This window comes from Adhaeribacter aerolatus (genome assembly GCF_007991635.1).
GTDB classification, from domain to species: domain Bacteria; phylum Bacteroidota; class Bacteroidia; order Cytophagales; family Hymenobacteraceae; genus Adhaeribacter; species Adhaeribacter aerolatus.
This window is the reverse complement of the sequence record NZ_BJYS01000009.1, coordinates 130,822-155,297: the sequence shown is the minus strand read 5'-3', so window position 1 is coordinate 155,297 and position 24,476 is coordinate 130,822. Positions and strand designations below refer to the sequence as shown.

The following is a 24,476-nucleotide window of genomic DNA, read 5'->3' as shown; positions in this document are numbered from 1 at the left end:
AGGAAACCAGCCTTTTTCTTTTAGTTTAAATTTTTTCCTTATTTCACCTGGGTTAGTTCCAGAATTACGCTGGTGCGGCGGGTGTTTAAAAGTGGGTTGAAGCCCACGGTCATGAGGTAATCGCCGGAGTAAACCGCATCTTCTTTTATCGGCGTGCGGGTTTCAGGATAAAGGTTAAGTTCTTTTAGTTTGTATTTTTTATCCGGATTTAAGCCTTTTAATTTGATAGGGGAGTCCGTGCCGGCGCCATAGCGGCTGCCAACCATATAGTTAAAAAGTACAGCCCGGTTCTTCGCTTCGTTCACGTACATCAACGAGGCATAATCATGCTCTCGTGGGCTGGCCAACCGGAATAAATCGCCGTGCCAGACCACATCTTTAATAGAATTATAGGTTTTAATGGCATCCTGGCAAAATTGCAACTCTTTGGGCTCCAGCTTACTTACCACAATATCAAAACCCAGCTTGCCCATCATGGCTACATCGGTGCGGAACTTAATGGGCTGTTTGCCCCAGTCGGTTACGTGGTTGTCGTGCGAAATGGCCGGGAAAAAGTAAGAATATTCCCACTGCATAAAGATGCGTTCCAGCGGATCGGTGTTATCGCTGAGCCAGAACTCCGTGAAATATTTCAGGGCCGCGTAATCTACCCGGCCGCCACCGCCGGAGCAAAGCATCATGGGTAGTTTGGGGTACTTGGCCCGGAACCGATCCAGCACTTTATACAAACCCTTTACATAATCTACGTACAGGTGCGACTGGTTTTTTAAGTAAGAGGAGTGGGCATTGTATATAACGGCGTTGCAATCCCATTTAAAGAAAGCTACTCCCGGATTTTTGGTCATGATGTTATCCAGCACGTTAAACACAAAATCCTGCACCTGCGGGTTGCTCAAATCCAGCACCAATTGGTTACGGTACAAGTGCTCTTCGCGGCCCGGCTGCCTGATGACCCATTCGGGATGCTTTTCGTAGAGTTCACTCTTCGGGTTTACCATTTCGGGTTCTACCCAGATACCAAATTTTACATCGTTATTTTTGGCTTCTTTTACCAGGTAGCCAATGCCGTGTGGTAATTTTTGTACGTTTTCCTGCCAGTCACCTAAGCCGGCTTTATCGCTGTTGCGCGGATATTTATTACCAAACCAGCCATCGTCCAGCAAAAACATGTCTACGCCTAAGCGTTTCGTATCTTTAATCAGTTCGGCCAGTTTGGGTTCGTTAAAATCGAAGTAAGTGGCTTCCCAGTTGTTCAGCAGCGTGAGGCGGTTGCCTTCGCCTTCCAGAATACGGTATTTACGGGCCCAGCGGTGCAGGTTGCGGCTGGCTTCGCCTTTACCGTTTTCAGAATAAGTATACAGGAAAAGCGCCGTACTAAATTCCTGACCAGGGGCTAAGGTGTAGGCCGAAGCAAAAGGATTGATCCCGCCAATTATCCGCAAATTATTTAGCGGATCAACTTCCAGATCTACCCGGAAATTGCCGGACCATTCCACCGAACCGTACAACACCCGTCCTTCGTCTTCGGTAGCGGGTTTATCCAGCGAAACCATAAAAGTGGGTGGCTGGTATAAATTGGCGCGGGTTCCGAGTTTAGAATCGAGTACCTTAATGCCGGTGGTTAGCTGGGTTTCTTCGGTTTGCATTTCTTTGGCCCAGTCGCCGTGGTAGTGTTTAAGCCAGTAACGATCAGCGGTTAAGTACAAGTTGGCTGAAGCGTATTTGTGGAGCGTAACCGGGCCTTGCTGGGTATTTTTGATGACTGACCACTGTTCAACTACATTTTCATCGTAGTAAACTTTATAAAACAAGGTAACCTCTAAAGGATGTTGCGGATCGCGGAGCAGCAAGCTGGTAGTGCTTACGTTTTTATCGATTTTCTGCACCTTGTGGCTCACATACTGCAAATCCAAAGAAGTGTTGCCATCGGAATGCGTTACCTGAATGGCCGGCTCTACGAGGTTGCGGGAGCCTGCCGGTGTATAAGCTGCGTTCAGAATGCCGGAATAATCATCGCCGCGCCGGTACATGGCTGGTACATACTGGTATTCGGCGGGCGTCTTTAATTTTTTACCAAAGTAGGTAATTCCCACGCGCTGATCGGCGCCCACCTGTAAAGCCAAAGCATGCTGCCGGGTTTCGATAGGAATTAGGATTTGCTTTTGGGCCAACACCTGGGATGTTATTAAAAAGAAAAGCGAAAACAAAAGATTGCTTTTGGTTGGTTGCCACTGGCGGAATGGCTTATTAAAGTTAAAAAATAACATAAATAAGATAAGGAATAAAAATTTGGGGTTTGCCATTAGGCGCAAGCAAGTAAATAAAATATCTAATAGTTTAGCGCCCGAATTTATTTAATTATTACGAAAAAACCCTTAATATTTGGTGCCGGCAATGAGAAAGGAAGAAAGTTAGCCGCTAGCAAAGCTAAACAGGAATATTTTTAACTAGACAAGTTTCGAGGTTGGCTAACATGCCTAAAAAAAAAGTGACGGCTTTTGGAAAGCCGTCACTTTTGCTATAAATATAACTCTCTAATCTAAAGAGCAGTTGAACGGTCACCGTCCAAATCAGTTCTTCTCCGGTCGTTATCTAAGTCTAACCGGTCGCGGTCGTTCAGGTCAGTGTCCAGGTTGTTCCGCAGGTTTGTGTCCAGGTTATTACGGTTCAGGTTTTCTACGTCAACTTCAGTTTTACGTACCGTATCCCGAACCACTTCGTCGCGTTCTTCTACTTCTTTATTTAAAGAAACTTCTTCTACCACGCGGGCTTCTTTGTTCACTACCGGTACTTCGGCGCGTTCGGTCAGTTCAATAGTGCCTTCCCGGAAAGTATTCAGGTCGGCATCACTGGCCGGACGATCAACGGGGTTGCGGGTTACGTTTACACGTTCTTCGCGCAGGCGCAGGTGCTCTTCTACCGGACGTTCTACAATTCGGCTCCGCAACCGTACGCCACCGGTTTCTACTTCCCGCTTGCCTACCTGAATATTTTCTTCAATAATCGGAATAGATCTATCCGTATCTAAACGGTCTGTATCTAAATTATTCCGGTTATAATCGGTATCTGAAGTAGTACGATTATAATCAGTATTTAAATTATTGCGGTTGTAATCGGTATCGGTGGTACCAGTTAGGTTAGTAGTGTTGGTGTTGGGCATACCGGTTATGCCGGCACCTGTAGCCAACGAACTTCCGGCGGTACCCATGCTGCCGGTAGCACCGGTGTAACCATAACGGGCGGCCTGTTCATCCACATCTACAGCACCATAATCGTCTAATAGTTCAGCAGCCCGATGCGCTTCATCATCGCTTTGGGCGTGTACTGTAACTACGCAGCCCCGGCGGGCTACTGTAGAATATTTACGGGCATCATCGTCGTTGTCGCCGCCGAATAAAGACCGGAAAAAGCCGCCAATGCTGTCATCGTCCCGGTCATTGTCATAGCGGTCATTAGTACTGTTATAGCTATCGTTGTCGTTGTTGTAACTACTACGATCTGAAATATCAATGCGGTCGCGCGAAATGCCACTGCTGGTAAGTTGCTCCACGGCGGTATTGGCCTGGCTGCTATTGTCGAAAATTCCTATTACGGTTTGTGCCATAGTTTTACTTAGTTTTTAAGGTTAGAAAATTAAGGTGATAAAAAAAGATTGTTTAAGCCGGCTGGTTATTCGTCGGCTCGTTGTTTTGGTGCTCCACGTGTACTTCTTCTTTTAGCAGGGTTACCGGCTGGTTTACCTGCGTTTGTACTTGCTTTTTGGTGATATGGAGCTCTTCTACTACCAAAAGGCGTACTTGTACTACCTCCCGCACAACCGGAATAATCATAGTGTCGCCTTCGTAGCGAACGGGAGGCGGAGGGGTATCTACATACTCATTTACCGGTACTCTTTCCACCTGGTGTTCTTCGTGGGTAAGCGTAACATTAATGAGTTCTTCCTGTTCCTGCACATTTTTGGAAATGCGTACTCGCCCCGATTCAACTACCTGCTTGCCAATTTGCGCCTGTTCTTCTACTACCGGAATTACAAATGAATGACCACCTTTGGCAGCCGTTTTCTTCTCATTCTTTGATTCCTCCGCTTCAGACTCTATCGCAATATTTATCATTGGTGGTTAGTGGTTAAGTAGGCATTAATTTACGGCCCCGCTCTAGATTTAGTTTACTTATTTCAAAAATAAAAATTGCACTTTTATAAAAAATGCCCTAGGTGTGGTAACCCGATTAGATTATTTATTTAGGTTTAAAATATTGTTAAGTAATTAAATAAATAAATAATATATAGATTATCTTATTTATTAAGAGTTTTATATTTATGTGAATAAATTGTATTTTCAGAAGTGGGTATAAGTTTTGTAAGAAAAGTAACGGCAAAGAAAAATTAGGGTTAAGCTCGTCTGGATCAGATAATATGTAAGCCATTAACCAAAGTTAAATAGCTAATAATTCCGGCAAGTGGCCTATAGATAAATACTAACTAAAGGCAGCTAGGATACCATTGATAGGAGTTAGTTTATAACCTAAATCACTTTCGGGTGAGCAAAGTTTTTCAGAAGTTAATATTAACCAGCCGTACTTAAATGAGGGAATAAAATTGAACCAAGGCACTTACATCTTAGGAATTACTAAACCACTTTAACTGGTTTCAGATATTTAAGGAGAGTTCGCAATCATTGAATAAAAGGGAGGCGTGGTTAGGATAACAGCCACGCCCAAATACTAATATTCGCTTTTTACTTTCCGGACCAATGCCTTTCCAGAAAACCAGCCCGGCCCGACCCAATGCTGTAGCGCTGATAGTGCTGCGGATTCTTTTTATAATAATCCTGGTGGTAATCTTCGGCCGGGTAAAATGGTTTGGCTGGTAATATAGGCGTAACAATCGGGCGATTAAAAGTGCCGCTTTGTTCTAATTCTCTTTTCGATTTTTCGGCTAGTTCTTTTTGTTCCGGGTTATGGTAAAAAATTGCTGTTTGGTAAGAAGAACCCCGGTCACCGAATTGGCCTCCGGCATCTGTCGGGTCTATTTGCTGCCAGAAAACCGAAAGAATTTCTTCGTACGAAATTACTTGTGGATTGTAGGTTATTTGTACGGCCTCGTAGTGCCCGGTGGTATCAGAACAAACTTGCTGATAAGTGGGGTTTTCTATGTGGCCACCCGTATAGCCCGATACTACGCTTATTATGCCCGGCCATTGATCGAAAGGCTTAACCATGCACCAAAAACAGCCACCGGCAAAGGTAGCTAGTTGGTACTGCGCAGCGGGTTGCATGTTGTTTCCGGTTTCCATTTATTATTCCTGATTTTATTTAAGGTTAATAACTATTAAACCAAAACCTGGAATTTAAGTTATGCAAACTGCCAAAAAATATCTGCCCATGCTGTTTTACCCGGTATTGCGTTTAACGTAACAAAAGTAGTAGTTTTAGTTTTTTAGGTGGTAGTGCAAACTCTTTTGGCGTGAAACAGAAACGGCATAATAAAAATGATACGGCCGGCAAAGATAAATCAACTAATGGTTTGATGAAGTTTTTGCGCGATGAATTAAGCTGTATTTTGTTTAAGGCTGGCGGTGTGTTGACAGCAAGATTGTCGACTAATTCTAAGGATATTAAATTTGTAATCAGTAACTAAGGCGGCATTCAGCAAAAGCTGTTTTTCTGACGGGCAGAAATTGATTAAGGTTTTAATTTTATATAGAGTTAGCTGCAATAATACAGATTCAAATAAATGTACAGTTAACTCTAATTTATTTAAATCAAAAAGGAAGCATTTAATGCTTCCTTTTTTTATTTTAGGATTGTTGGCCTTCCTCTTTTTTTCTACGTCCCCGATATCCACCCCGTTTTTTAGCTGGTGTTACATTACCAGATTCAATTTCAGATAACAGTTTTTCTAAAGCTTCAACGCTTTTTCTTTGTTCTGTAATTACTTTTTGTAAAGTTGAAGTAATCGCATTTAACTGCTCTTTATTCTTTTCAGCAAATTTTAAGGTTTCGATTACCTCTTCAAACTTGGTCATAGATGCGTGTGTTTAAGGGTTTAAAATAAAATTTTGATAAACGTATAAATTATTTTTAATTATAAAAAACTAATCTAAACTTTATTTGACAATTTTACTTCTGCACTACCCATCGGCGCTAATGTTTTTAAGCGAGCAGTTTTGTTCAACCTAAAGAATTAAAGCTGCTAATGCAAAAGTAATAAATACACGTAAGCTATGTTTATTTTAGTAATTGCTGCATTTGACACGTAAATTGTTGCATTGGCAGAAGGAAGTTTGAATAAACTGGTATCCATATTTAATGATGGAGTAATTGGAGTAAATTCCTGAATAGATGGTTTTGTGATGGCGTAGCCGCAAATAATTATTTAAAGGCATTTTTGTTTTATCCTGCTGCTTATGCAGGTATTATAAGATGATAAAGCCGGATGAGCCTTTATTATTTTAACGCTAACGGTCACTTACTTTTTTGAGCAGCTACTTGGGGTAATAAGCAGGCTCAAGGCAATCAATAATTAGAGCCGCAACGGCGCCGTATAATCGATGATAAAAAGTTATAATCCGGTTTTGATTAATTATTTTGCTTTAAATAAAAATTTGTTGGCGGCTTTTTGGTTTTTACCTGATCCAGGTTTAAGGCCATTCCCACACCCGGCGTACCGAAGATATAGGTAGGTATTACCACTACGGAAGGCTTCCGGCCCCAACGATTACGGTGTGATAAATAAGCCAGGTGCGAAGACAAAATGCCTATACCCGCACCAACCAGCACATCTGATTGCCAGTGTTTGTTATTTAACATCCGCAAAGCACCAACGCTAACGGCAATGGTGTACGCACCAATGCCGTACCATTGGCTTTTGTGGCGTAGTTCTGTGTGCAGAATAGACGCTGCCAGAAAGGCATGAGCGGTATGGCCGGATGGCAGAGAGTAACGGTTTTCGCCATTCGGACGTAGTTGATTCGTGGTATTTTTTAAGCCGAGTACCAGTATACCGTTGATGGCTTCTGCCTTTAATATAACCAATCCGGTATTCAGAAAATCGTTGTTCGATTTAACATTCAGTAAATTTGCCAAAGCCAGTTCGGCAAAAGGGGCAAACACCAGAATGTCATCTGCGCGGGTATGAAAGTTAGGAAATTGCTGGCGAATATCTCTTTGCGCATCGTAACTGCTGTAAAGGCCATTGTCTTTGATGGTGGTTAATCCATAGCCAATAAGAACGGCGGGTACTGCGGTGGCTTTAAAAATTTTAAATTTAAAAAATGGGGCCTTTTGTGGGGGAGCTGTTACCGGTTCCTGGTATTTCTTTAGCGTATCGGTTTCCTGGGCCATTAAACTGCCCGGGCTGAGCATACTTAAATATAAAATCACTAAAAGATAATAGCGGTTAACCTGCTGCATAAATTATGAGTTTTAATATTGGTTGGTATTTACGAAATAATTCTCTTTTGGCTGAATCCGAATCCAAAATTATTTACCAGGTACCTAAACAGGCAATTAAGATTAATTCAATGTATTTTGAGTTAGGTTACAGTTGCTCCGTTAAAGCTATATTCAACCTTGACTTATCAATATTCATTAATTAACTGCACAAGATAAATAAAGGTGAATACAGATTTAACAAGTAGCTTTAATGCTTTCTGTATTATACTTTAATCTCTGTCTTTATTTTCTTAGAGTTTATGGAGGGAATTTATTAATAATTGGGGGCCGGTATCTGTTAAAATATCCAGGTTTATGCTGTCAGCAAGTAAACATTATCCACTAGAAAATATTTGATTTAAATCGCACTAAAGTATTATCCGGAAAGTTATAACTCAGGTTGCAGCTTGAGGCGAAACGAAAAGAATTATTATTTAAATGCTTAAACCCAAATCAGTAATTAATAAATTTGATTTATTTACAAGGTTGGTAAACCGGGAAGAGCAATAGAGATGACAAAAGAAGAATTTGACGATAAATATACCCAGGCCATAGAAACCTTTCTGGTAGCTATGGCTGAGCATCCGGAGGTAGATCCGAAAAAGTTTTATAGCATGACTTGTATTCTGGAAAACCTGCGTTTCTTTAGCCCGGTAATTTATGGAGCCATTCAGCCTGCCGAAGAATAATATCGGGAAGTAAGTAATTTGGCTTCCGGATTTCTGAATAAAATTGCTTACCCGTAACAAATTAAAAGAAGTTAATTAAAAAGCCAGTCCAGATTTTCGGATTGGCTTTTTTAATTTAAGCCTTCTATTGGGAGAACCGGAAAATAGATGTAAATCTAATTTTTCTTTAAGTAACTCTTGATGCCTCATTAAGGCAATTTACCAAGTTTAAAATGTTATTCGGTCCAGTAATCTACTACCATTACTTCGGCCAAAAGCGGATCTACCGACCTGCTGAATGCTTTGTGATTTGGGTGAGCGCCGTAAGCATCTAAATCTGCCTTGCTTTTTACACTCACCACGAAACAGTGCGTAAATTTGCCGTTTTTCTTCTCAAAGGAAATATCCGGCCCGCCTTCTAATTCAGTTATCTGGGGTACAAGTTTTTTCAGGTTAAGAAAATCAACGGTGGCCTTTTGCATTTGGGCAGTGGTAGTACCGGGCTTAAATTTAAAAGCAACCACATGCCGGAGTTTCTTTTCTTTTGGGGTGTTTGCTTTTAAATAAAAGCCAGTACCCAAGCAAATTAGCAATATTATCAGGATAATAAATCTGTTATTTTTCATGGTTTAATCTGAATGTTTAATCTATGAATATTTGCTGGATTGTAAAGTTTTATTTAAGTATTAAGGTATAAACAGGTCCTGCAGCAATCGTTATTAATCAGGCAACTAGCAAGCAAAATAATGAACTTATGACTGCGTTACAACAGGGAGGAAATTAAATAAACAAGAATATTGAAGAAACTGTTTTTATGTTAAAAAATGGTTTAACCAATTAGCTGATGAAGCGAATTCACGAATAAAATATTGGTGTTACTACAGCAGATAATATTTGCCCGCCATGTAATAGAAAGCAATTATTAGTTAATATAGATTTATTTAGATATTTATTGGATAATAGTAGTATTTTTATTAATTTTATGAATTAATAGCGTTTTAGTGCATGAATCAATATAGAGTATCTGGAAATTTCCCAGCCACAGCAGTTGAAAATGAGTTTGTTCTTATTTCTTTAAACCTTTCCGAATCGTTATTATTATTAGAATGGAAGCGACAAATTAGTCTGGCAGAACGTCAAGCAGGCTTTTTACAAGCTTTGGAATTAACCCATCAGAATGGAATAAAATACTGGCTAATCAGCGACCTGAATATTTTCTTTATCAGCCCCGAAGAAAAAAGATGGATCCTGACTGATTGGATAGAATTGGCTTCTAATTCCTCGATATTGAAATTAGCAGTTGTTGTTCTGGAAGATTACAACGTTTTAATGAATAGTACGGATTTTACCAGTAGAGGCCAGCAGCAGTACCAGGAGAATGGGGTAATTGAACACCAGGTATTTATGGATTTTACGAGTGCCCGCACCTGGTTATTGTTTAAGGACGAGCCTTTAAATGAAAGGAGCCTGGTCTAAAGATTTACTTTAAACCAAAACCCAAGCGTATAATATAATTTAGGTCTTTAAGGTTAGGTATTTGCCGGACCATTTTCGGTGTAATTGTTTTTCCCGGCTAATACGCTCGTGCCTTTGAAAGGGAAGGTTTGCTGCTCCAGAAAATTATCCGGATAGGTTTCCACTTCCTCAAAGCCTAAATGAATGTCCCGGCCATCTGCGGGTACATAAGCCGTGCAAAAAATATAATCCCAAATACTTAAACTAATGCCATAATTAATGCCATACTGGCGGGGTATTGTTTTGGCGTGGTGCCAGATGTGCATCTGCGGGTTGTTAAAAATATAACGGAGCGGGCCCAGCGGCAGCTTAAAGTTAGAATGGTTAAAATGACCAATTGCGGTGGCAAAAATATGAACCAGAAAAAAATCCTGAATGCCAAAGCCAATCATGGCCAGCGGAATGTATTCTAAAGTCCGGTAAACGACTGTTTCCATCCAGTGAAAACGCAGGTGGGCGGCAAAACCCATCTGCTGAACCGAATGATGTACTTTATGAAACTCCCACAAAAAATCTACCCGGTGCAAGAGCCGGTGCACATTCCATTGAATAAAATCCCGCACTACAAACAACGTTAAAAGCTGCGCCCAAATCGGCCAGGAATGAATTTCGAAAGCCACCAAATTCTGCAAGCCAAAAAGAGCCAGGAAGTCGTTAAATGCTTGCACCCCAACGTTGGAAATAGCATTAAACCCTACCAAGGAAAACAAGAAGAAATTGAAAAACATATAAAAACCATCGAGCCAGAAATCCTGCCGAATTTTGGCTTGGTGCTGCCGCCAGGGCATTATTATTTCTAGCAGCCAGAAAAACAAGGAGAGGCCCAACAGCCAATAAAAATAGTTGCCCCAGCCAGGGTATAGCACTTCCCGCACCAGATACCCACCATAATCTGTAAACGATTTTAAGAATATATCTAGATATTTTTCCATTTTTTGCTTCCCTATTAAACCTTTTTCCCTTGCTGTAACCACTTTCCCCAACTGCGGGAGTAAGTATGTGCTGCTGCGGTTCTGTCTTCTTGGTTATTCTACCCAGGCTGACCTTGGTTAACCCATTCGAATAAGCTGCCATATAAATTATAGCTGTTGGTATTTGCCACTGTTATAAGCATTTCGCCCACTTTCTTACTCAGGTAACTAACCGAACAATAAACTACCATTGGCGTTTGCCGGGGAATATTACCTAATCTTTATAAATCAAAATTTTTATATCCCACCCATTTGGCATTTTTATAGGGCTCATTACATACTACTCTTTCTCGCGGGAATCCAGAAAATTAATTCTGGCTCTGTAGCTTGCCATTTAGCTGCTTCCGTTACGGTTATGAGTGGAACTATTTTCTGGTACAATTTTTCAAGTAACTTCTTATATTTCGGGTTAACCGTTTGGGCATTTAGAAAATGCACACCATGTAACAACCAGTTAAAAGTCAATAATCTAAATAGTGCTTGCATGGTAATATCGAAATTCCAATTTGCGAAAAGCCAGCTCTAAATAGAGCTAGCCTTTACTCCCAAACAACTAAACTAAAATCAGCCGCACGCTTTAATATTTTATATAACTCCAACCTTGTTCTTGCTTCATAATAATTTCTCCCACCCCCATGGGCACCGTAATTACGCCCGGTAAAAGGTCGGCGATAGTTACTTTCCGGAAACGCATGGTATTTTCACAGGCGGCAAATACTACTCCTTTTTTCTGTAAGTCTTTAATGGCAGCTGCCTTATAAGATTTTTGTCCTAGTACTAAATCCAAGCCTTTGCCGTGCACCACTACTTCTACCTGCGCATCGGGCCACCCTCTTTTGAGATTGTTGAGCTGCCGCACCAGAGAGGCCTGTACTGCCGTATCGGCATTAGTTACGTCGTAAACGACGCGGTGCGGTTTAGCTGTTGTGGTCTTGCTTAAAGCAGTTTTTTGGGGTTTTACCTGCGCATTAACACCCAAGCCAATGAAGAAAAAAGCGATTATTAAAACGATTCTGAAATTCATAAATCTTGTAAATTATTTGGTTATTTAACTGGTACACCGGCTTCTTTTATAGCATTGAAACCCTGACTGACATTATAAACCTGCTTAAAACCCATTTTATGCATTATATCGGCAGCTAATTTGCTCCGCCCGCCGACGGCGCAATACACCAAATAAGGTTGCGTGGGGTCAAGTCGCTTGATTTGTTCCTTAAAATCCGGCGCATTGAAATTAATAAGTTGGGCATTTTGCAAGTGGCCACCAGCAAATTCCGGTGGCGTTCGCACATCCAGGATAATTGTATTGGGTTGTTGGGCCAGCAGCTTTTTCGCTTCCTGGCTGTTTAGCACTTTTATCGGTTCGGCCTCCGGTTTTTCCTGGTTTAGTTCTACGTCGGCCGCAGTAGATTTAGTGGAGCAGCTCATGCATAGAGGTAAGGCCGAGAGCAATACAAAGGCTGTTAGTAAGAATTTGATTTTTCTTGGGTTCATTTAGGATATGATTTGTATAAAAAAATAAAGTAGATTTAATTAGCGCTGCTTCTGCCTGAGACCATCCGGAATTTTATAACCATAGCCGAAAGCAACGTTAACCCGCCAATGAAAAATAACGGTGACAATAAACCATAATACTCTGCCAGAAAGCCGGTAATTAATGCACCAACTGCATAACCCATGTCACGCCACAGCCGGAATACACCCAAGCTTTCAGCCCGTTGGCCAGGATTGGTATTTTCGGAAATGGCTACCAGAAACGTGGGATAAACCAAGGCCGTACCCAGTCCTAAAAAGGCAGCCAGGATTATAAATTGATTTAAGGCTGCGGCCCCTGCCAACAGCAGCAAGGTTATTCCTTGTAATAACATGCCCCAGAATAGTAAAACCTTCCGGGAAACAAAGTCGGATAAACGCCCGGTAAACAATTGACCAAAACCCCATACTCCCGGGTACACGGCTGTAACCAGGCCAACTTCCGTCAGCGAAAAACCCCGGTTGGAAAGTAAAACTGGCAGCAGCCCCCACACCATGCCATCGTTTAAATTATTTACTAAGCCGGCCTGGGTAATACTGCTCAGGTTGCGGTTAAAAAGCGTTGTGTCCCTAAAAACATGGCGTAGTCGTAGTTTGTCATCCGATGCTGTTTCCGCTACGGCTACATGGTGCGCCGTATCTTTTATAATAAAGGTGCTGATTAATAAACCCAGCACGGAGAATACCACCCCAATTAAGAACGGATAAGGTCGGAGTCCGTACCGGGAAGCCAGATAACCGGTTAGCAGCGCCACCAGTCCTACCGCCAGGTAACCGGCAAATTCATTCAGCCCCATGGCCAGGCCCCGGTTTTTTTCACCCACTAAATCTATCTTCATCACCACGGTACTCGACCAGGTTAGCCCCTGGTTTAAACCCAAAAGAATGTTTGCCACAATAATCAGGTTCCAGGAAGTAGCATACATCAGTATCCAGGGAATGGGCAAACCAATCAGCCAGCCGATGATTAATAATTTACGCCGGCCTAATTTATTTGCTAGTGCCCCTGTAAAATAATTAGTGAGTGCTTTGGTAATACCAAAGGCCACGATAAAAGATAAGACCGCCGAAGTAGAGGCAATATGAAATTCTTCTTCGGCCAGTTGCGGCAACAACGTGCGCTCGATGCCTACCATGCCACCCACAAACCCGGTAACCAGAACCAGCCAGGAAAACTGTTGCCAGTTCTCCTGCAAGCCTAATTTTATTTCTTTTTGTTCCAAGGTGAGCATAGTTGGCTGGTTTGGGTTTGAAAATTAAGGCTCTCTAATCAGGAAGATTAAATAGCCTTTTGCGCCAGGAAAGTCAGAAAGTCGCGGAATTCCTGCGTATCGTACTGGGCCATACCATCTTTTTGTACGACCACATGGCCATCGGGAGAAATTACATAAGTAGTAGGAATAACGCTGCCGGAACCGAATTGCGCCGGCATATAGCCATCCGGAGTATAAACCGGGAAGGTAAAACCTAGCCGCTGAATAAATTTCTGCGCCTTCGCTGGGTCTTCGTCTAAGGAAACCATGACAAAAGCTATTTTATCTGACTTTACTTTTTCGTACAGGTTCTGGATACTGGGCATTTCGGCAATACAAGGCGGACACCAGGTCGCCCATAAATTCATAAATATCACTTTCCCTTTCAACGATTCCATCGTAACCGTTTCACCCGCCAGGGTTCTAAGCGTAAAATTATAATCGGCCACTGGGTAAACCGGCAGGGTTGCAGTGGGTTTATTGGCACCATCCGCCTGGGTAGTTGGCGTTGCTTCCGAGAGCTCCGGCACTTTTGGTTTTAGCAGACCGGTAGCCAATACCAACCGTTGTACCTGCCCGATAATTTGGGTATGGAGACCGGTCAGGTATAAGAATCCGACTATAACCAAGGTGTAAACCCAGCCGGGTATTTTATTAAATATTTGCTTTATATCTATCATGTTTTAATTAATGCTTGTGCCGATAAAACCAAATAAGCGCTTAAGTTTTATCTTTTCTTGTTTACAAATTTACCCTGCATTTAAGAGAACTTATGTGACAACAGTCACAGGGAAGTCAACAATTGAAAGTTGTTTTGTCCTTTGCTAATCATTGGGATAGCGCTGCGATAATTATGGCTTATCGGCCTGGGCCACTTTCTGTTTTGGCTTAGCAGCGGTAGTAATCTGCACCTGGGTATTTTCCGCCAGTTCTTCCGTTCCTTGCCGCACTACCAAATCCCCCGCAGTAATTTCGCCGAATACTTCCTGCAACGAATCCCGGCGGATACCTTCGCTCACGGGGACTTTTTGCACCTGGTCATCCTGCACTTTCAATAAAAATACCCCGGATTGGGCGCGAACCACGCTTGCTGCCGGGACCCACATGGTGGCATCCGGCCGGCGCAGGGTGAGCTTTACCTGGGCATATTCCCCGCCATTTAAAGCTTTATCTGAGTTGCTCACGTCAAATTCCGCGGTAACCGAACGCTCCTGTTGGTTTACGATAAGACCATTCCGGGAGAGGGACGAAGTAAAAACCTTGCCGGGCCGGCCGCTGACGGTAAAGGTAGCTTTGGTGCCCGGCTGGAGAGACTGGGCGTGTTTTTCCGGGATAGCAATAGTTAAACGCAGTTTGCCTTGCTGCGCGATGGTAAACAAGGCGGCTCCTTTAGCGGTGTTCTCGCCCACCAAAGCACCCACCGACACGTTGCGTTGGGTTATGGTACCCGCAAAAGGTGCCCGGATGCGCAGGTAGCTCCGCATCTCGGCAATAGCGCGGGTATTGGCGTTAGCGGCGGCATAAGCGGCACTATCGCTGCGCAGTTGCGCCTGGGCTTTATCAAGCTCAATGGCAGCTACCGCGCCACTTTTTCCGGCCGCTTTCTTTAAGCGGTTATAGCTTTGTTTGCTGTACAGAAAATTTTCGTACAATTTCTGGCTATTGGCTTGGGCCGCTAAATACTGCTGGGTAATTTCCGGTGCTTCTAACAAAGCTAGTAACTGTCCTTTTTCCACCTCGCTACCCCGGTCCACGTACAGCGCTTTAATAAAGCCTTTTACTTTGGGGAAAATCTCTACTTGTTCGTAAGGCATTAATTCACCGGGCAGGGTGAGGGTATATTCCGGCTGTTGCGCAGTGGCCGGGCTCACTTGTACGGTGGGGGTGGCCGGCGGCGCATCTTTGGTTGCGGTTGGTTTTGCAGCCTGGTTACCGGTACAGCTTTCTAACAGCAGAACCGGGACAGATAATAGTATAAAGGAATATTTAAGGTAGTTCATGACTGGAAATATTTAAAATTTTGTGATTTAACTTAAGCGGCTTGGAGCACGGCAAACTTACTTTCCGGGTCATCCGGGTCCAGGGAATGGCTAAGGCGGGAAGAATTACGACGCACCAGGGCGAATAAATGCGGCAACACCAATAAAGCCGTGATGGTGGAAAAAAGTAACCCGCCGATTACCGCCTGGCCCAAAGGTGCTACTTGTTCCCCGCCATCGCCCATACCGGAGGCCATTGGAATCATCCCGGCAATCATGGCCAAACTGGTCATCAGAATAGGCCGGAGCCGCGAGGAAGCCGCCATCCGGGCCGCTAGTTGCGCTGACATCCCCTTTTCCAACCGGTTAAATTCGGCCTGGTTAATCATCAGCACGGCGTTGGATACCGAAACCCCCACCGACATAATAATGCCCATGTAAGACTGTAAATTGAGGGTGCTGCCGAAAGCCAGCAGCAGGAGCAAGCTGCCGCCAATTACGGCCGGCACCACGGATAAAATAAGCGCCGAAACGGCAAAAGATTGGTAGTACGCCGTGAGCATCAGGAATATGACCACAATGGCTACCAGCAAGCCGGTTTGTAAACCCGCCAGCGTATCCGCCAGCAAATTCAGCGAGCCTTCGGTTTTGACCAGAACGCCCCGGGGTGGTTCACCGGCATTTTTCAGTGCCGTTTGCACGGCGGTAGCAGCCGCACCTAAATCCTGGTGGTGGGTATTGGCCAGAACCGTTACGTAGCGGTTGGGTCCCTGGCGGTTTACCTGGGCCGGCATTTTGGTCATGGTTAACGTGGCCACATCTTCTAATATCGGCCGGGGCTGTCCTGCCTTTAAAGGCAACAGGCGGAGTTCTTCGAGGCTTTGCATATCGGCTTCGGGAATCTGCACCTGGGTCTGGAAAACCAGTCCCGATTTGGGGTCGAGCCACAAATTTTTATTGGTAAAGCGGGTAGAAGAAGTCGCCAGCGCCAAAACCTTAGTAACATCCTGCATGGTTAAACCCAATTGCCCGGCCTTTTGCCGGTCTACTTCTATCTGTAGCGACGGATATTGCAGGGGTTCCGCTATCCGGACATCCCGCAGGAAAGGCACCTTTTTAAGCTCTGTTTCAACTTTAGCAGCGTAACTCCCCGCTTGGTTCAATTGCCCGGCCGCTACTTTTATCTGGACTGGCGTCATGGCACCCTGGCTCATAATCTTCTGCACCAATTCCATCGGCTCAAAAGTGAGTTTTACTTCCGGCAACTTTTGCTGCACCTGTTGCCGCACGGTTTCTTTCAGGTCCTCCACCGAGCCGCCAAAAATATCCTGGTCAATGGAAAGCTGCAGCACCGCTTCGTGGGAGCCACTGGTAAACATAAAGATGGGGTTAATGGCTGTGGCCGAGGGTTGTAAGCCCACGTAAGAAGAGCTGATTTTAATGGCTTGCGGTGGCAGTTGCTGATGAAAAACTGCCGTTACCTGCCGCAGATAATCTTCGGTTTTCTCTAGCCGGGAGCCGGGCGGCGTGACAATTCTTACCTGGATATCACCACTGTTACTGGCGGGTAAAATATCGGTACCAATGAGCCAAACGCCAGCGCCTATTAGCAGGATAACAACCGCGGCGTAACTGACCAGCACCCCGGTCACCCGTTGCTGGGCATATTTCATAAAAAGCAGGTAGCGCCTTTTAAATTTCTCAAACCGCGTTAGCTTTTTCTTCTGAAAACTAGGGCGGTGGTGGTGGAAATTATCGGTTTTCATGAGCCAGTTGGCCAAAATGGGCACAAAGGTCTGCGAGGCGATGAAAGAAGCAATCATGGCAAAGGCCACGGCCAGCGACAAAGGCAAAAACATATCTTTCGGAATGCCGGTCATCATAAAAGAAGGAATCAGCACCGCCAGGATACAAAACAGAATGAGTAATTTCGGAATGGATATTTCCAGCAAAGCATCCAGAATGGCCCGTTCCTTCGGTTTTTCCATTTCAAAATGCTGATGGATATTTTCGATGGTCACAGTAGCTTCATCTACCAGGATACCAATGGCCAGCGCCAGCCCGCTCAGCGTCATAATATTGATGGTCTGGCCGAACAGGTAAAGCATAATTACCGCCGCTAGGATGGCGATGGGAATGGTAAGCACCACAATCAACGCGCCCCGCTTATCTCCTAAAAACAGAAACACCATTAACCCGGTGAGAACTGCCCCCAGAATGCCTTCGTGCACCAGGTTGTTCAGCGAGCTTTCGATGTAACCCGACTGGTCAAAAACGTATTTTACTTCCACATCTGCCGGTAAAGCCGCCTTGAGCATGGGAATCGAATTTTTTAAATTTTCGACTACTTTCAGGGTAGAAGCATCTGCTTTTTTGATAACCGGCAGGTACACCGAACGCTTGCCATTAATAACCGCGTAGCCCGAAGTTACATCGGCAGCATCTTCTACGGCGGCAATATCTTTCACAAAAACCGTAGGCCCGCTGCCGGTGCGTACCGGAATATTTAAGAATTCTTCCGGGCTGCGCGCAATGGAATTAACCGGGCTCATCAGGTTCTGGTTACCGATGCGGATGTTACCGGCCGGTGCCGGCAAGTTATTCTGGGCAATGGCCACCGTAATTTCTTCGGCGGACAAACCGTAGGACTGCATGGCTTCCGGGTTCACTTTTACCACTATCGTCCGGGCGTTACCACCAAACGGAGCGGGTGCCGTTACCCCCGGAATATTCACGAACATGGGTCGGATGCGGGTTAAGGCAAGGTTCTGCAATTCGGTAATGGAGCGTTGCGGGCTCTCAAACACCAGCTGGCCGATGGGCTGCGAGCTGCCATCGAAGCGCACCACTTGCGGCGGCACCGCACCGGGTGGTAGGAAACCCATCGCCCGCGAAACCTGCGCCGATAGTTCGCCGGTAGCCTGGGCCATGTCGGTGCCGGGGTAAAAAGAAAGCTTCATGAGCGTAAAGCCCTGGACACTCTTAAAATCTATTTCCTTGACGCCGCTCACAAAAATGAGCACTTTCTGGAATTCATTGGCCATAAAGCCATCCATATAGGCGGGTGTTAAGCCGCCGTAAGGCATAGCAATGTAAATGGTTGGCAACTCAATTTGGGGAAAGATATCCACGTTAATCTTCCGAATGGCCGTAAAAGAGAAGTAGCCAATCGCCAGTACCATCACCATAATGGTAATTGGCTTGCGGAGCGCAAATCGTATTATATTCATATTGGGTTTGATGCTTAAAACTGGTTAGACAGGTAAGAGAAATCACCGGTTAATTCCGCTTGCTGCACCACTTGGGCCCAGAACTGCTGATAGGCTTCAATCTCTGATTTTTCGGCTTGCTGCAGCAAAAACTGCAATTGCAGTAATTCGGTCATGCTGATTAAGCCGCTCTCGTAACGGGCAACATATAACTCGTAGGCTTGCTGGGCATTCTGGACGGCCTGCTTGGCATTGGCCATTTGTTTTTGCTGTTCCTGCAGGCGGGCCGCAATCGCTTGCAGGGTGGTTTGTTGTTTTAAAGCCTGTACCGCGTAGCGCGACTGGGAAGCCAGGATGTTCTGCTCCGCCAATCGGTTTTCCAGCCGGGTATTATAAATAGAATTGATATTCAAGGTCAGACCCACGCCCGTCAGGTAGTTATTCGCCCGGTTGTTCAGCCCGGCGTACCAACCGGGGCGGACGCCTTCGGCTGATAAGCCGCTGCCGCGTGTGGAAAGCCCTCCTAAAAAAGAAAAGGAAGGAAACACTTTCCGGGCGGTTAATTGCTTTTGCCCCTGGGATACTTCTACCTGTTGCTGCAGCACCTGTAAGTAAGGATGGCGGGTTGTATCAGCGGACGCCAGCCCCAACAAACTAGCGGGAGCGGATGATAAATAAGCTTTATCGGGCAAGGTGAAAGAATCTGTTGGCACCGCGATGACTTCGGTTAATTGAATTTTACTCGCCCGGGCTTTCCCTTGCCAGTTGCCGTTTTCGGCCAAGGCCTGCTGGTAGCTGGCCAGCACAAACAAGGTATCAGCCCCCGGTTTTAGCCCGGCGTCGGCCAGGCTTTTGGCCAGCGCCAGCACTTCCTGCATACGCACGGCATTGGTTTGGGCCCATTTTACATTGGCCTGGTTATAAAGAACCGCCAGGTACAGATAACTAATCTGCGCCTGCACAGCCAGTTGCGCGGCACTTAAGCGGGTTTTAACTACACCTTCCTGCAGCCGGGCTACCTGTAATTCTTTCGTGCGGCGGCCAAAATCGTATATTTTCCAATCCATCACCACCGACCCGTATAGATTCGTGGTCGCACCGGTCCGGTTTTCCAAGGCGGTATTACCGGCTACATTGAAGAGGCCGGGCAACGGGAAAAAGGCCCCCGCGCTGCCGGCATAGGTGCCGTAGGTATTTTGTAGCTGCGTTTGCAGCTGGGGTAAATATTTGGTTTTTACTAATTGGGTCTGGTAAGCAGCCGCGCTTATTTGGGCCTGGTTTTCGGCAAAAGCCGGATAATTATTGACCCCTAGCGCCCAGGCTTTGGTTAAGGAAAGCTCCGAAAGGGTTTGGGAATAGGTTTGCACCCTGACCAAAAGCAGTAGCATGCCCGCCAGATAAAGGGTTCGCTTTATCATACTCTTTAAATTAAAATATTAGAAAAGCGCCTCCGACCTTGCCGGTTAAGCAAGCGGAAACAGGATAAGCCACAGGCCAAGCGGCGCCGGGCTAAAAAAAGAGCAGAAAAGGAATCAGATTACCAGTTGGCGGTACCGCAGGAATAGCGGAATCTTAGCGGCCAGGAAGCCGACAGGAAAAGTATGCGGAATGTTTTTATTACCCCTGGCAGCCAGGAGTAACAGGTAAAGACCAGCCAGGGATATTACTAAAAATACGGCCGGGTTCTTAAAATCAAATTTCTGAAAAAAGGAGTTAGTTTCTACCTCATCCAGAAAGGAATGCACTACTTTGGTACAGGTTAATTCAAAGTCATAGGCGGAAACATTATTAGTAATTTGCTTCGGAAACTGCGCAGCAGCGGATTGGTTGCCGGTTGGAGCATGCCCCAAAAAGGCAGTTTTCAGTTCCCGTTTTAACGGGCAGGAAATCAATAAACACAAGGTTAAAAACAGCAGGGCCGCTGCCCGGATAGGGAAACTTTTAAGGCTGTTTTTAAGTGTATATTGGTTCTGCATTGGGTACAAAAGTAAATTTTAAAGTAAGTAAATCAAAATAATACCTTTTTTAGGTTAATGGAAGAACCTGTTTAGCGTTCCTAAAATTACATTTAACATTCGTTTACGCCCTGTTTTTATCTAAACAGCCGGCCAGATAAATTTAATTTCTAGGTCTATTTCAACTTTACCTCCGTGCAAAATAAAAGCTGGTTTGCAACTTGCGGGCTGGTGGAATTACCAATACAAAACGCCAAACAGGTTCTAAACTTATAACTGATTACAAATATATTTAATGGGGTACTTTATCTTTAATAATGCCATAAAAATAAGTGCCCACTAAAGAGCCAAAAATAACGATAAACATGGCAAAATATCCGTAGCCAATATTTACAAACATAGGCCCCGGGCAAGCGCCGGTTAAAGCCCAGCCTAAGCCGAAAATAGTACCGCCAATAATATATCGTGGCCAAGTGCGGTCTTTGTCCTGAAAGGCGATTACGTTGCCTTGGATATCTCTTATTCTGTATTTTTTAATCAGGTAAACGGCTATAACCCCCAGCACGACGGCGGTGCCAATAATGCCATACATGTGGAACGACTGGAAGCGAAACATTTCCTGAATGCGGTACCACGAAATGGCCTCGGACTTAGCCATGATTATGCCAAACAAAATACCCGCTGTTATATATTTTAATCCTTTCATGTCTTAGAAAATTAAGGGTAATACTAAATGGGTCATAATTAAACCGCCGATGAAAAAGCCCACCACCGCTACCAAAGAAGGGATTTGCAGATTAGATAACCCGCTGATGGCGTGGCCGGAAGTACAACCACCGGCGTAACGGGCGCCAAAGCCTACCAGGATGCCGCCCAACAGTAGAATTAAAAATCCTTTGGGCGAAGTGATAAACTCCCACCCGAATAAAGAGGAAGGATTAAGCTGGCCGTCAAACCGGATACCTAATGTTTGCAGGTCATTTACGGTGGCGGCGGATAGCTGCAACGGCTCATCACTTTTCAGAATAGTAGAAGAGATAACGCCGCCCAGTACCGAGCCGAAAAGAAATAACAAATTCCATTTCTGGGTCCGCCAGTCAAAATCAAAAAATTTAACTTTTTTACCCGCGCCGGCAATCGTACACATGGTTCTCAGGTTAGCCGAAACACCAAACGATTTGCCGTAAAACAAGAGTAAAACCATAATAAAAGCAATGGCCGCACCAGAAGTATACCAGGGCCAGGGCTGGCTAAGCAATTCGAGCATAATCTATTTATAAATGGTACGTGAGTACCGGTTTTGAACAATGATTAATGAGCCGTTCGGCAATACTGCCGTAAAACAGGTGGCTTAATCCTTTGCGGGCATGGGTGCCCATGCACACCAAATCCATTTGGTGGTCCTGGTTAAAATGATAAACACCCTCGTCCACTTTGTTTTCCTGGTGCAAGTGCAGTTCCACGTTATTCAAACCATTTAAAGACGCAAATTCCTGCATGTGGGCTTTTATTTCCGCCACCTGGTTTAACGCCTGCGGTTGTAAAATATGCAGCAAATGCATGGTTGCATCCGGTGCCGCCAAGGTTTTAATTAATTCCAGGGGCGGATGTTGCGTTGGGTTTTGAAAATCACTTACCACCAGAACATGCTGTAGTTTTGCCGGCAGGTAAGCGCCCTGCACCGTCATAACCGGTACCGCCGAATAACGGGCCACGTGCTGCGCTTCGGAACCCGAAATAAATTCCAGCAGGCCATCAGCGCCTTTGGTCCCCATTACCACCAGGTCTGCGCCTGTTTCCCCGGCAAAATTATTTATCGTTTGCACTACCGGGCCTACTTTTACAAAGCTTTTAAAAGTGAAGCTGGGTTGTAAGGAAGCAAACGCAGAATTAGCCGCTTCTGTACTTTGCCGGAGATGGGCTTCGGTGTCTTCTAAATCTTCAAGGTTGCCCGTAGCCGGGATAACATGCAGCAGAAATACTTCGGTTGGCCGGGTATTTTGAATTACCTCGACCATGGCCTGAGCAAATTTAAAACTAGCCGAGAAGTCAACGGGTATTAATATTTTGAGCGTTTCCATATTTGTATTTATAGGTGGCCCCGGACTAATTCCGGGGCCAGGCGCCTATACCGCCGGTTAAATTATAGGCTTTTATACCTTGCTCTTCTAATAAAGCGACCGCCCCGGCGCTCCGGTTGCCACTCCGGCAAAACACAAAATAAGTTTTCTGGGGGCTCAGCTTTTTAATCCGACTCTTAAAATCAGCCGCCATCACATCCAGGTTTTCTGCCCCCGGTATCGTGCCACTCCGGAATTCGCCCGGAGTTCGCACATCCAGCAGAACCGCATTGTTGGTGTTTTTAAATTGTTCTTTAAAAACAGAACCTGCTAAATCACTTTCTTTTTTGCCAAATAAGGTCGCAAACATATCTTTAAAATTTAATATTTTTAATAATGGATTATTTCGAAAATTATTTCAGGGTGCTGGGGCAAACGTAAGCGCTTACCTGAAATTTATTTGAATCTTTCAGGGCTTTAAAGCCGCCTTTCACGTCAATCAGGTTGTCATAACCCCGGGCCCGCAGGATGGAATTAAATATCATAGAGCGGTAGCCGCCGGCGCAATGCACGTAATAAGTTTTGTTTTTATCTACCTGACTAAAATTATCATTGATATAATCGAGCGCCACATTTTCCGAGTTAATTACATGTTCGGCGTAATGCTCGGTTTCTTTGCGTACATCCAGGATATTCACGGTTTCGCCGGCCGCTACCCGTTGGGCCAATTCTTCGGCCGAAACAGATTGTATTTGATCTACTTCTTTGCCGGCCGCTTGCCAGGCGGCGATACCACCTTTCAGGTAGCCAATGGCGTGGTCGTAGCCAACGCGGGCTAAACGGGTAACTACTTCTTCTTCGCGGCCTTCTTCCGCAATAATTAATATTTCTTGCTGAATATCCGGAATTAAAGTACCTACCCACGGGGCAAAGCTGCCGTCGATACCAATATTGATAGCATTAGGTACAAAGCCCTTTGCAAAAATTTGCGGATCGCGGGTATCCAGTAGTACCGCACCGGTTTCGTTCGCAGCCGCTTCAAAGGCTTCTGGTTCTAAGGCCTGCGTTCCCTGGCTCAATACCTTGGCAAAACTTTCGTAGCCTTCCCGGTTCAATTTTACATTCAGCGGGAAATAAGCGGGCGGCGGCGTTAAGCCGTTGGTAACTTCCTGAATAAATTCTTCGCGGGTCATGTTAGCCCGTAAAGCATAATTGGTTTTTTTCTGGTTACCCAGCGTATCGGTAGTTTCTTTGCTCATGTTCTTGCCGCAGGCCGAACCCGCGCCGTGTGCCGGATACACAATAATATCGTCGGCCAATGGCATAATTTTGTTCCGCAAAGAATCATATAGAATGCCGGCCAAATCTTCTTGGGTCATGTGGGCTGCTTTCTGCGCTAAATCCGGACGGCCAACATCACCAATAAACAAGGTATCGCCGGAGAATAGAGCGGTTTCTTTGCCCTGCTCATCGCTTAACAGATAAGAGGTAGATTCCATGGTATGGCCGGGCGTGTGCAGCACTTTTATGGTAACTTCTCCTACTTTAAATACCTCGCCGTCTTGGGCAATATGGGCAGCAAAAGTTGGATTGGCATTCGGTCCGTAAATAATAGGCGCTCCCGATTGTTTGCTTAAATCTACGTGTCCCGAAACGAAGTCGGCGTGGAAGTGCGTTTCGAAAATATATTTAATGGTGGCGCCATTCGCTTCGGCTTTTGCCAGGTAAGGACCCACTTCCCGCAATGGATCTATAATAACCGCTTCGTCGCCGGATTGGATGTAATACGCGCCCTGCGCTAAACAACCGGTATAAATTTGCTCGATTTTCATATTCTTTGTTTTTAGATGCGTTGTTAAAATTGATAGTACAAAGGTCGGCACTAGCCAGGCTTGTTTC

23 protein-coding genes are annotated in these 24,476 nt (G+C 44.9%); 2 read left to right on the top strand and 21 right to left on the bottom strand.

Annotated elements, in window-relative coordinates; genetic code table 11:
* Positions 1–38 precede the first annotated feature (38 nt).
* The 6 genes from AAE02nite_RS08490 to AAE02nite_RS08465 form a co-directional block, all read right to left on the bottom strand.
* Entirely contained in the window at positions 39–2,267 is a 2,229-nt protein-coding gene (locus tag AAE02nite_RS08490; RefSeq protein ID WP_146897035.1) for an alpha-galactosidase, read from the bottom strand.
* A gap of 272 nt (positions 2,268–2,539) precedes the next feature.
* A complete protein-coding gene (locus AAE02nite_RS08485; RefSeq protein WP_146897032.1) occupies positions 2,540–3,604 on the bottom strand; it encodes a YsnF/AvaK domain-containing protein in 1,065 nt (354 codons plus the stop codon).
* 52 nt (positions 3,605–3,656) lie between these two features.
* Positions 3,657–4,112 carry a YsnF/AvaK domain-containing protein gene (locus AAE02nite_RS08480; protein ID WP_146897029.1) on the bottom strand — a complete coding sequence of 152 codons (456 nt, stop codon included), beginning with the start codon at positions 4,110–4,112 and terminating at the stop codon, positions 3,657–3,659.
* A 624-nt stretch (positions 4,113–4,736) separates the two neighbouring features.
* Positions 4,737–5,294 carry a peptide-methionine (S)-S-oxide reductase MsrA gene (gene msrA / locus AAE02nite_RS08475; RefSeq protein WP_218033454.1) on the bottom strand — a complete coding sequence of 186 codons (558 nt, stop codon included), beginning with the start codon at positions 5,292–5,294 and terminating at the stop codon, positions 4,737–4,739.
* A 504-nt stretch (positions 5,295–5,798) separates the two neighbouring features.
* A complete protein-coding gene (locus tag AAE02nite_RS08470) occupies positions 5,799–6,026 on the bottom strand; it encodes a hypothetical protein (RefSeq protein WP_146897026.1) in 228 nt (75 codons plus the stop codon).
* A 553-nt stretch (positions 6,027–6,579) separates the two neighbouring features.
* Positions 6,580–7,413 (bottom strand): phosphatase PAP2 family protein, encoded by an 834-nt coding sequence (locus tag AAE02nite_RS08465; protein WP_146897024.1) that lies wholly within the window; start codon positions 7,411–7,413, stop codon positions 6,580–6,582.
* 533 nt (positions 7,414–7,946) lie between these two features.
* Here AAE02nite_RS08465 and AAE02nite_RS26235 point away from each other — a divergent pair.
* Positions 7,947–8,123, top strand: coding sequence for a hypothetical protein (locus AAE02nite_RS26235; protein ID WP_170252550.1), 177 nt, complete (start codon positions 7,947–7,949; stop codon positions 8,121–8,123).
* A 215-nt stretch (positions 8,124–8,338) separates the two neighbouring features.
* Here AAE02nite_RS26235 and AAE02nite_RS08460 read toward each other — a convergent pair whose 3' ends face one another.
* Positions 8,339–8,728, bottom strand: coding sequence for a Dabb family protein (locus AAE02nite_RS08460; protein WP_146897021.1), 390 nt, complete (start codon positions 8,726–8,728; stop codon positions 8,339–8,341).
* Between the two features lie 379 nt (positions 8,729–9,107).
* On the opposite strand from AAE02nite_RS08460, the gene AAE02nite_RS08455 reads away from it, so the two are divergent.
* Positions 9,108–9,578, top strand: coding sequence for a hypothetical protein (locus AAE02nite_RS08455; RefSeq protein ID WP_146897018.1), 471 nt, complete (start codon positions 9,108–9,110; stop codon positions 9,576–9,578).
* Positions 9,579–9,631: 53 nt separating this feature from the next.
* Here the strand turns inward: AAE02nite_RS08455 and AAE02nite_RS08450 are convergent, their stop codons facing one another.
* The 14 genes from AAE02nite_RS08450 to AAE02nite_RS08385 all read right to left on the bottom strand — a co-directional run bounded on the left by AAE02nite_RS08450 (position 9,632) and on the right by AAE02nite_RS08385 (position 24,409).
* Entirely contained in the window at positions 9,632–10,549 is a 918-nt protein-coding gene (locus AAE02nite_RS08450; protein ID WP_146897015.1) for a sterol desaturase family protein, read from the bottom strand.
* A gap of 616 nt (positions 10,550–11,165) precedes the next feature.
* Complete coding sequence (locus AAE02nite_RS08445) at positions 11,166–11,612, bottom strand: DsrE family protein (protein ID WP_146897012.1); 447 nt, start codon at positions 11,610–11,612, stop codon at positions 11,166–11,168.
* A gap of 20 nt (positions 11,613–11,632) precedes the next feature.
* Positions 11,633–12,082 (bottom strand): rhodanese-like domain-containing protein, encoded by a 450-nt coding sequence (locus AAE02nite_RS08440; RefSeq protein ID WP_146897009.1) that lies wholly within the window; start codon positions 12,080–12,082, stop codon positions 11,633–11,635.
* A 35-nt stretch (positions 12,083–12,117) separates the two neighbouring features.
* Entirely contained in the window at positions 12,118–13,353 is a 1,236-nt protein-coding gene (locus AAE02nite_RS08435; protein WP_146897006.1) for an MFS transporter, read from the bottom strand.
* Between the two features lie 47 nt (positions 13,354–13,400).
* Positions 13,401–14,054, bottom strand: coding sequence for a TlpA family protein disulfide reductase (locus AAE02nite_RS08430; protein WP_146897003.1), 654 nt, complete (start codon positions 14,052–14,054; stop codon positions 13,401–13,403).
* Positions 14,055–14,225: 171 nt separating this feature from the next.
* Positions 14,226–15,374, bottom strand: coding sequence for an efflux RND transporter periplasmic adaptor subunit (locus tag AAE02nite_RS08425; protein ID WP_146896999.1), 1,149 nt, complete (start codon positions 15,372–15,374; stop codon positions 14,226–14,228).
* A 32-nt stretch (positions 15,375–15,406) separates the two neighbouring features.
* Complete coding sequence (locus AAE02nite_RS08420) at positions 15,407–18,583, bottom strand: efflux RND transporter permease subunit (RefSeq protein ID WP_146896996.1); 3,177 nt, start codon at positions 18,581–18,583, stop codon at positions 15,407–15,409.
* A gap of 14 nt (positions 18,584–18,597) precedes the next feature.
* Entirely contained in the window at positions 18,598–19,980 is a 1,383-nt protein-coding gene (locus AAE02nite_RS08415; RefSeq protein WP_146896993.1) for a TolC family protein, read from the bottom strand.
* A 114-nt stretch (positions 19,981–20,094) separates the two neighbouring features.
* Complete coding sequence (locus AAE02nite_RS08410) at positions 20,095–20,538, bottom strand: hypothetical protein (RefSeq protein ID WP_146896990.1); 444 nt, start codon at positions 20,536–20,538, stop codon at positions 20,095–20,097.
* Between the two features lie 271 nt (positions 20,539–20,809).
* Entirely contained in the window at positions 20,810–21,223 is a 414-nt protein-coding gene (locus tag AAE02nite_RS08405; RefSeq protein WP_146896986.1) for a DUF6691 family protein, read from the bottom strand.
* A gap of 3 nt (positions 21,224–21,226) precedes the next feature.
* Positions 21,227–21,784: a YeeE/YedE family protein gene (locus AAE02nite_RS08400; RefSeq protein ID WP_146896983.1), complete on the bottom strand. Its 558-nt coding sequence runs from the start codon at positions 21,782–21,784 to the stop codon at positions 21,227–21,229.
* A gap of 7 nt (positions 21,785–21,791) precedes the next feature.
* Complete coding sequence (locus tag AAE02nite_RS08395) at positions 21,792–22,598, bottom strand: universal stress protein (protein WP_146896980.1); 807 nt, start codon at positions 22,596–22,598, stop codon at positions 21,792–21,794.
* A gap of 25 nt (positions 22,599–22,623) precedes the next feature.
* Positions 22,624–22,947: a rhodanese-like domain-containing protein gene (locus AAE02nite_RS08390; RefSeq protein ID WP_146896977.1), complete on the bottom strand. Its 324-nt coding sequence runs from the start codon at positions 22,945–22,947 to the stop codon at positions 22,624–22,626.
* 43 nt (positions 22,948–22,990) lie between these two features.
* The gene (locus tag AAE02nite_RS08385) at positions 22,991–24,409 is read right to left on the bottom strand and encodes an MBL fold metallo-hydrolase (RefSeq protein WP_146896974.1); all 1,419 of its coding nucleotides are present in this window, start codon (positions 24,407–24,409) and stop codon (positions 22,991–22,993) included.
* Between the last annotated feature and the right edge of the window lie 67 nt (positions 24,410–24,476).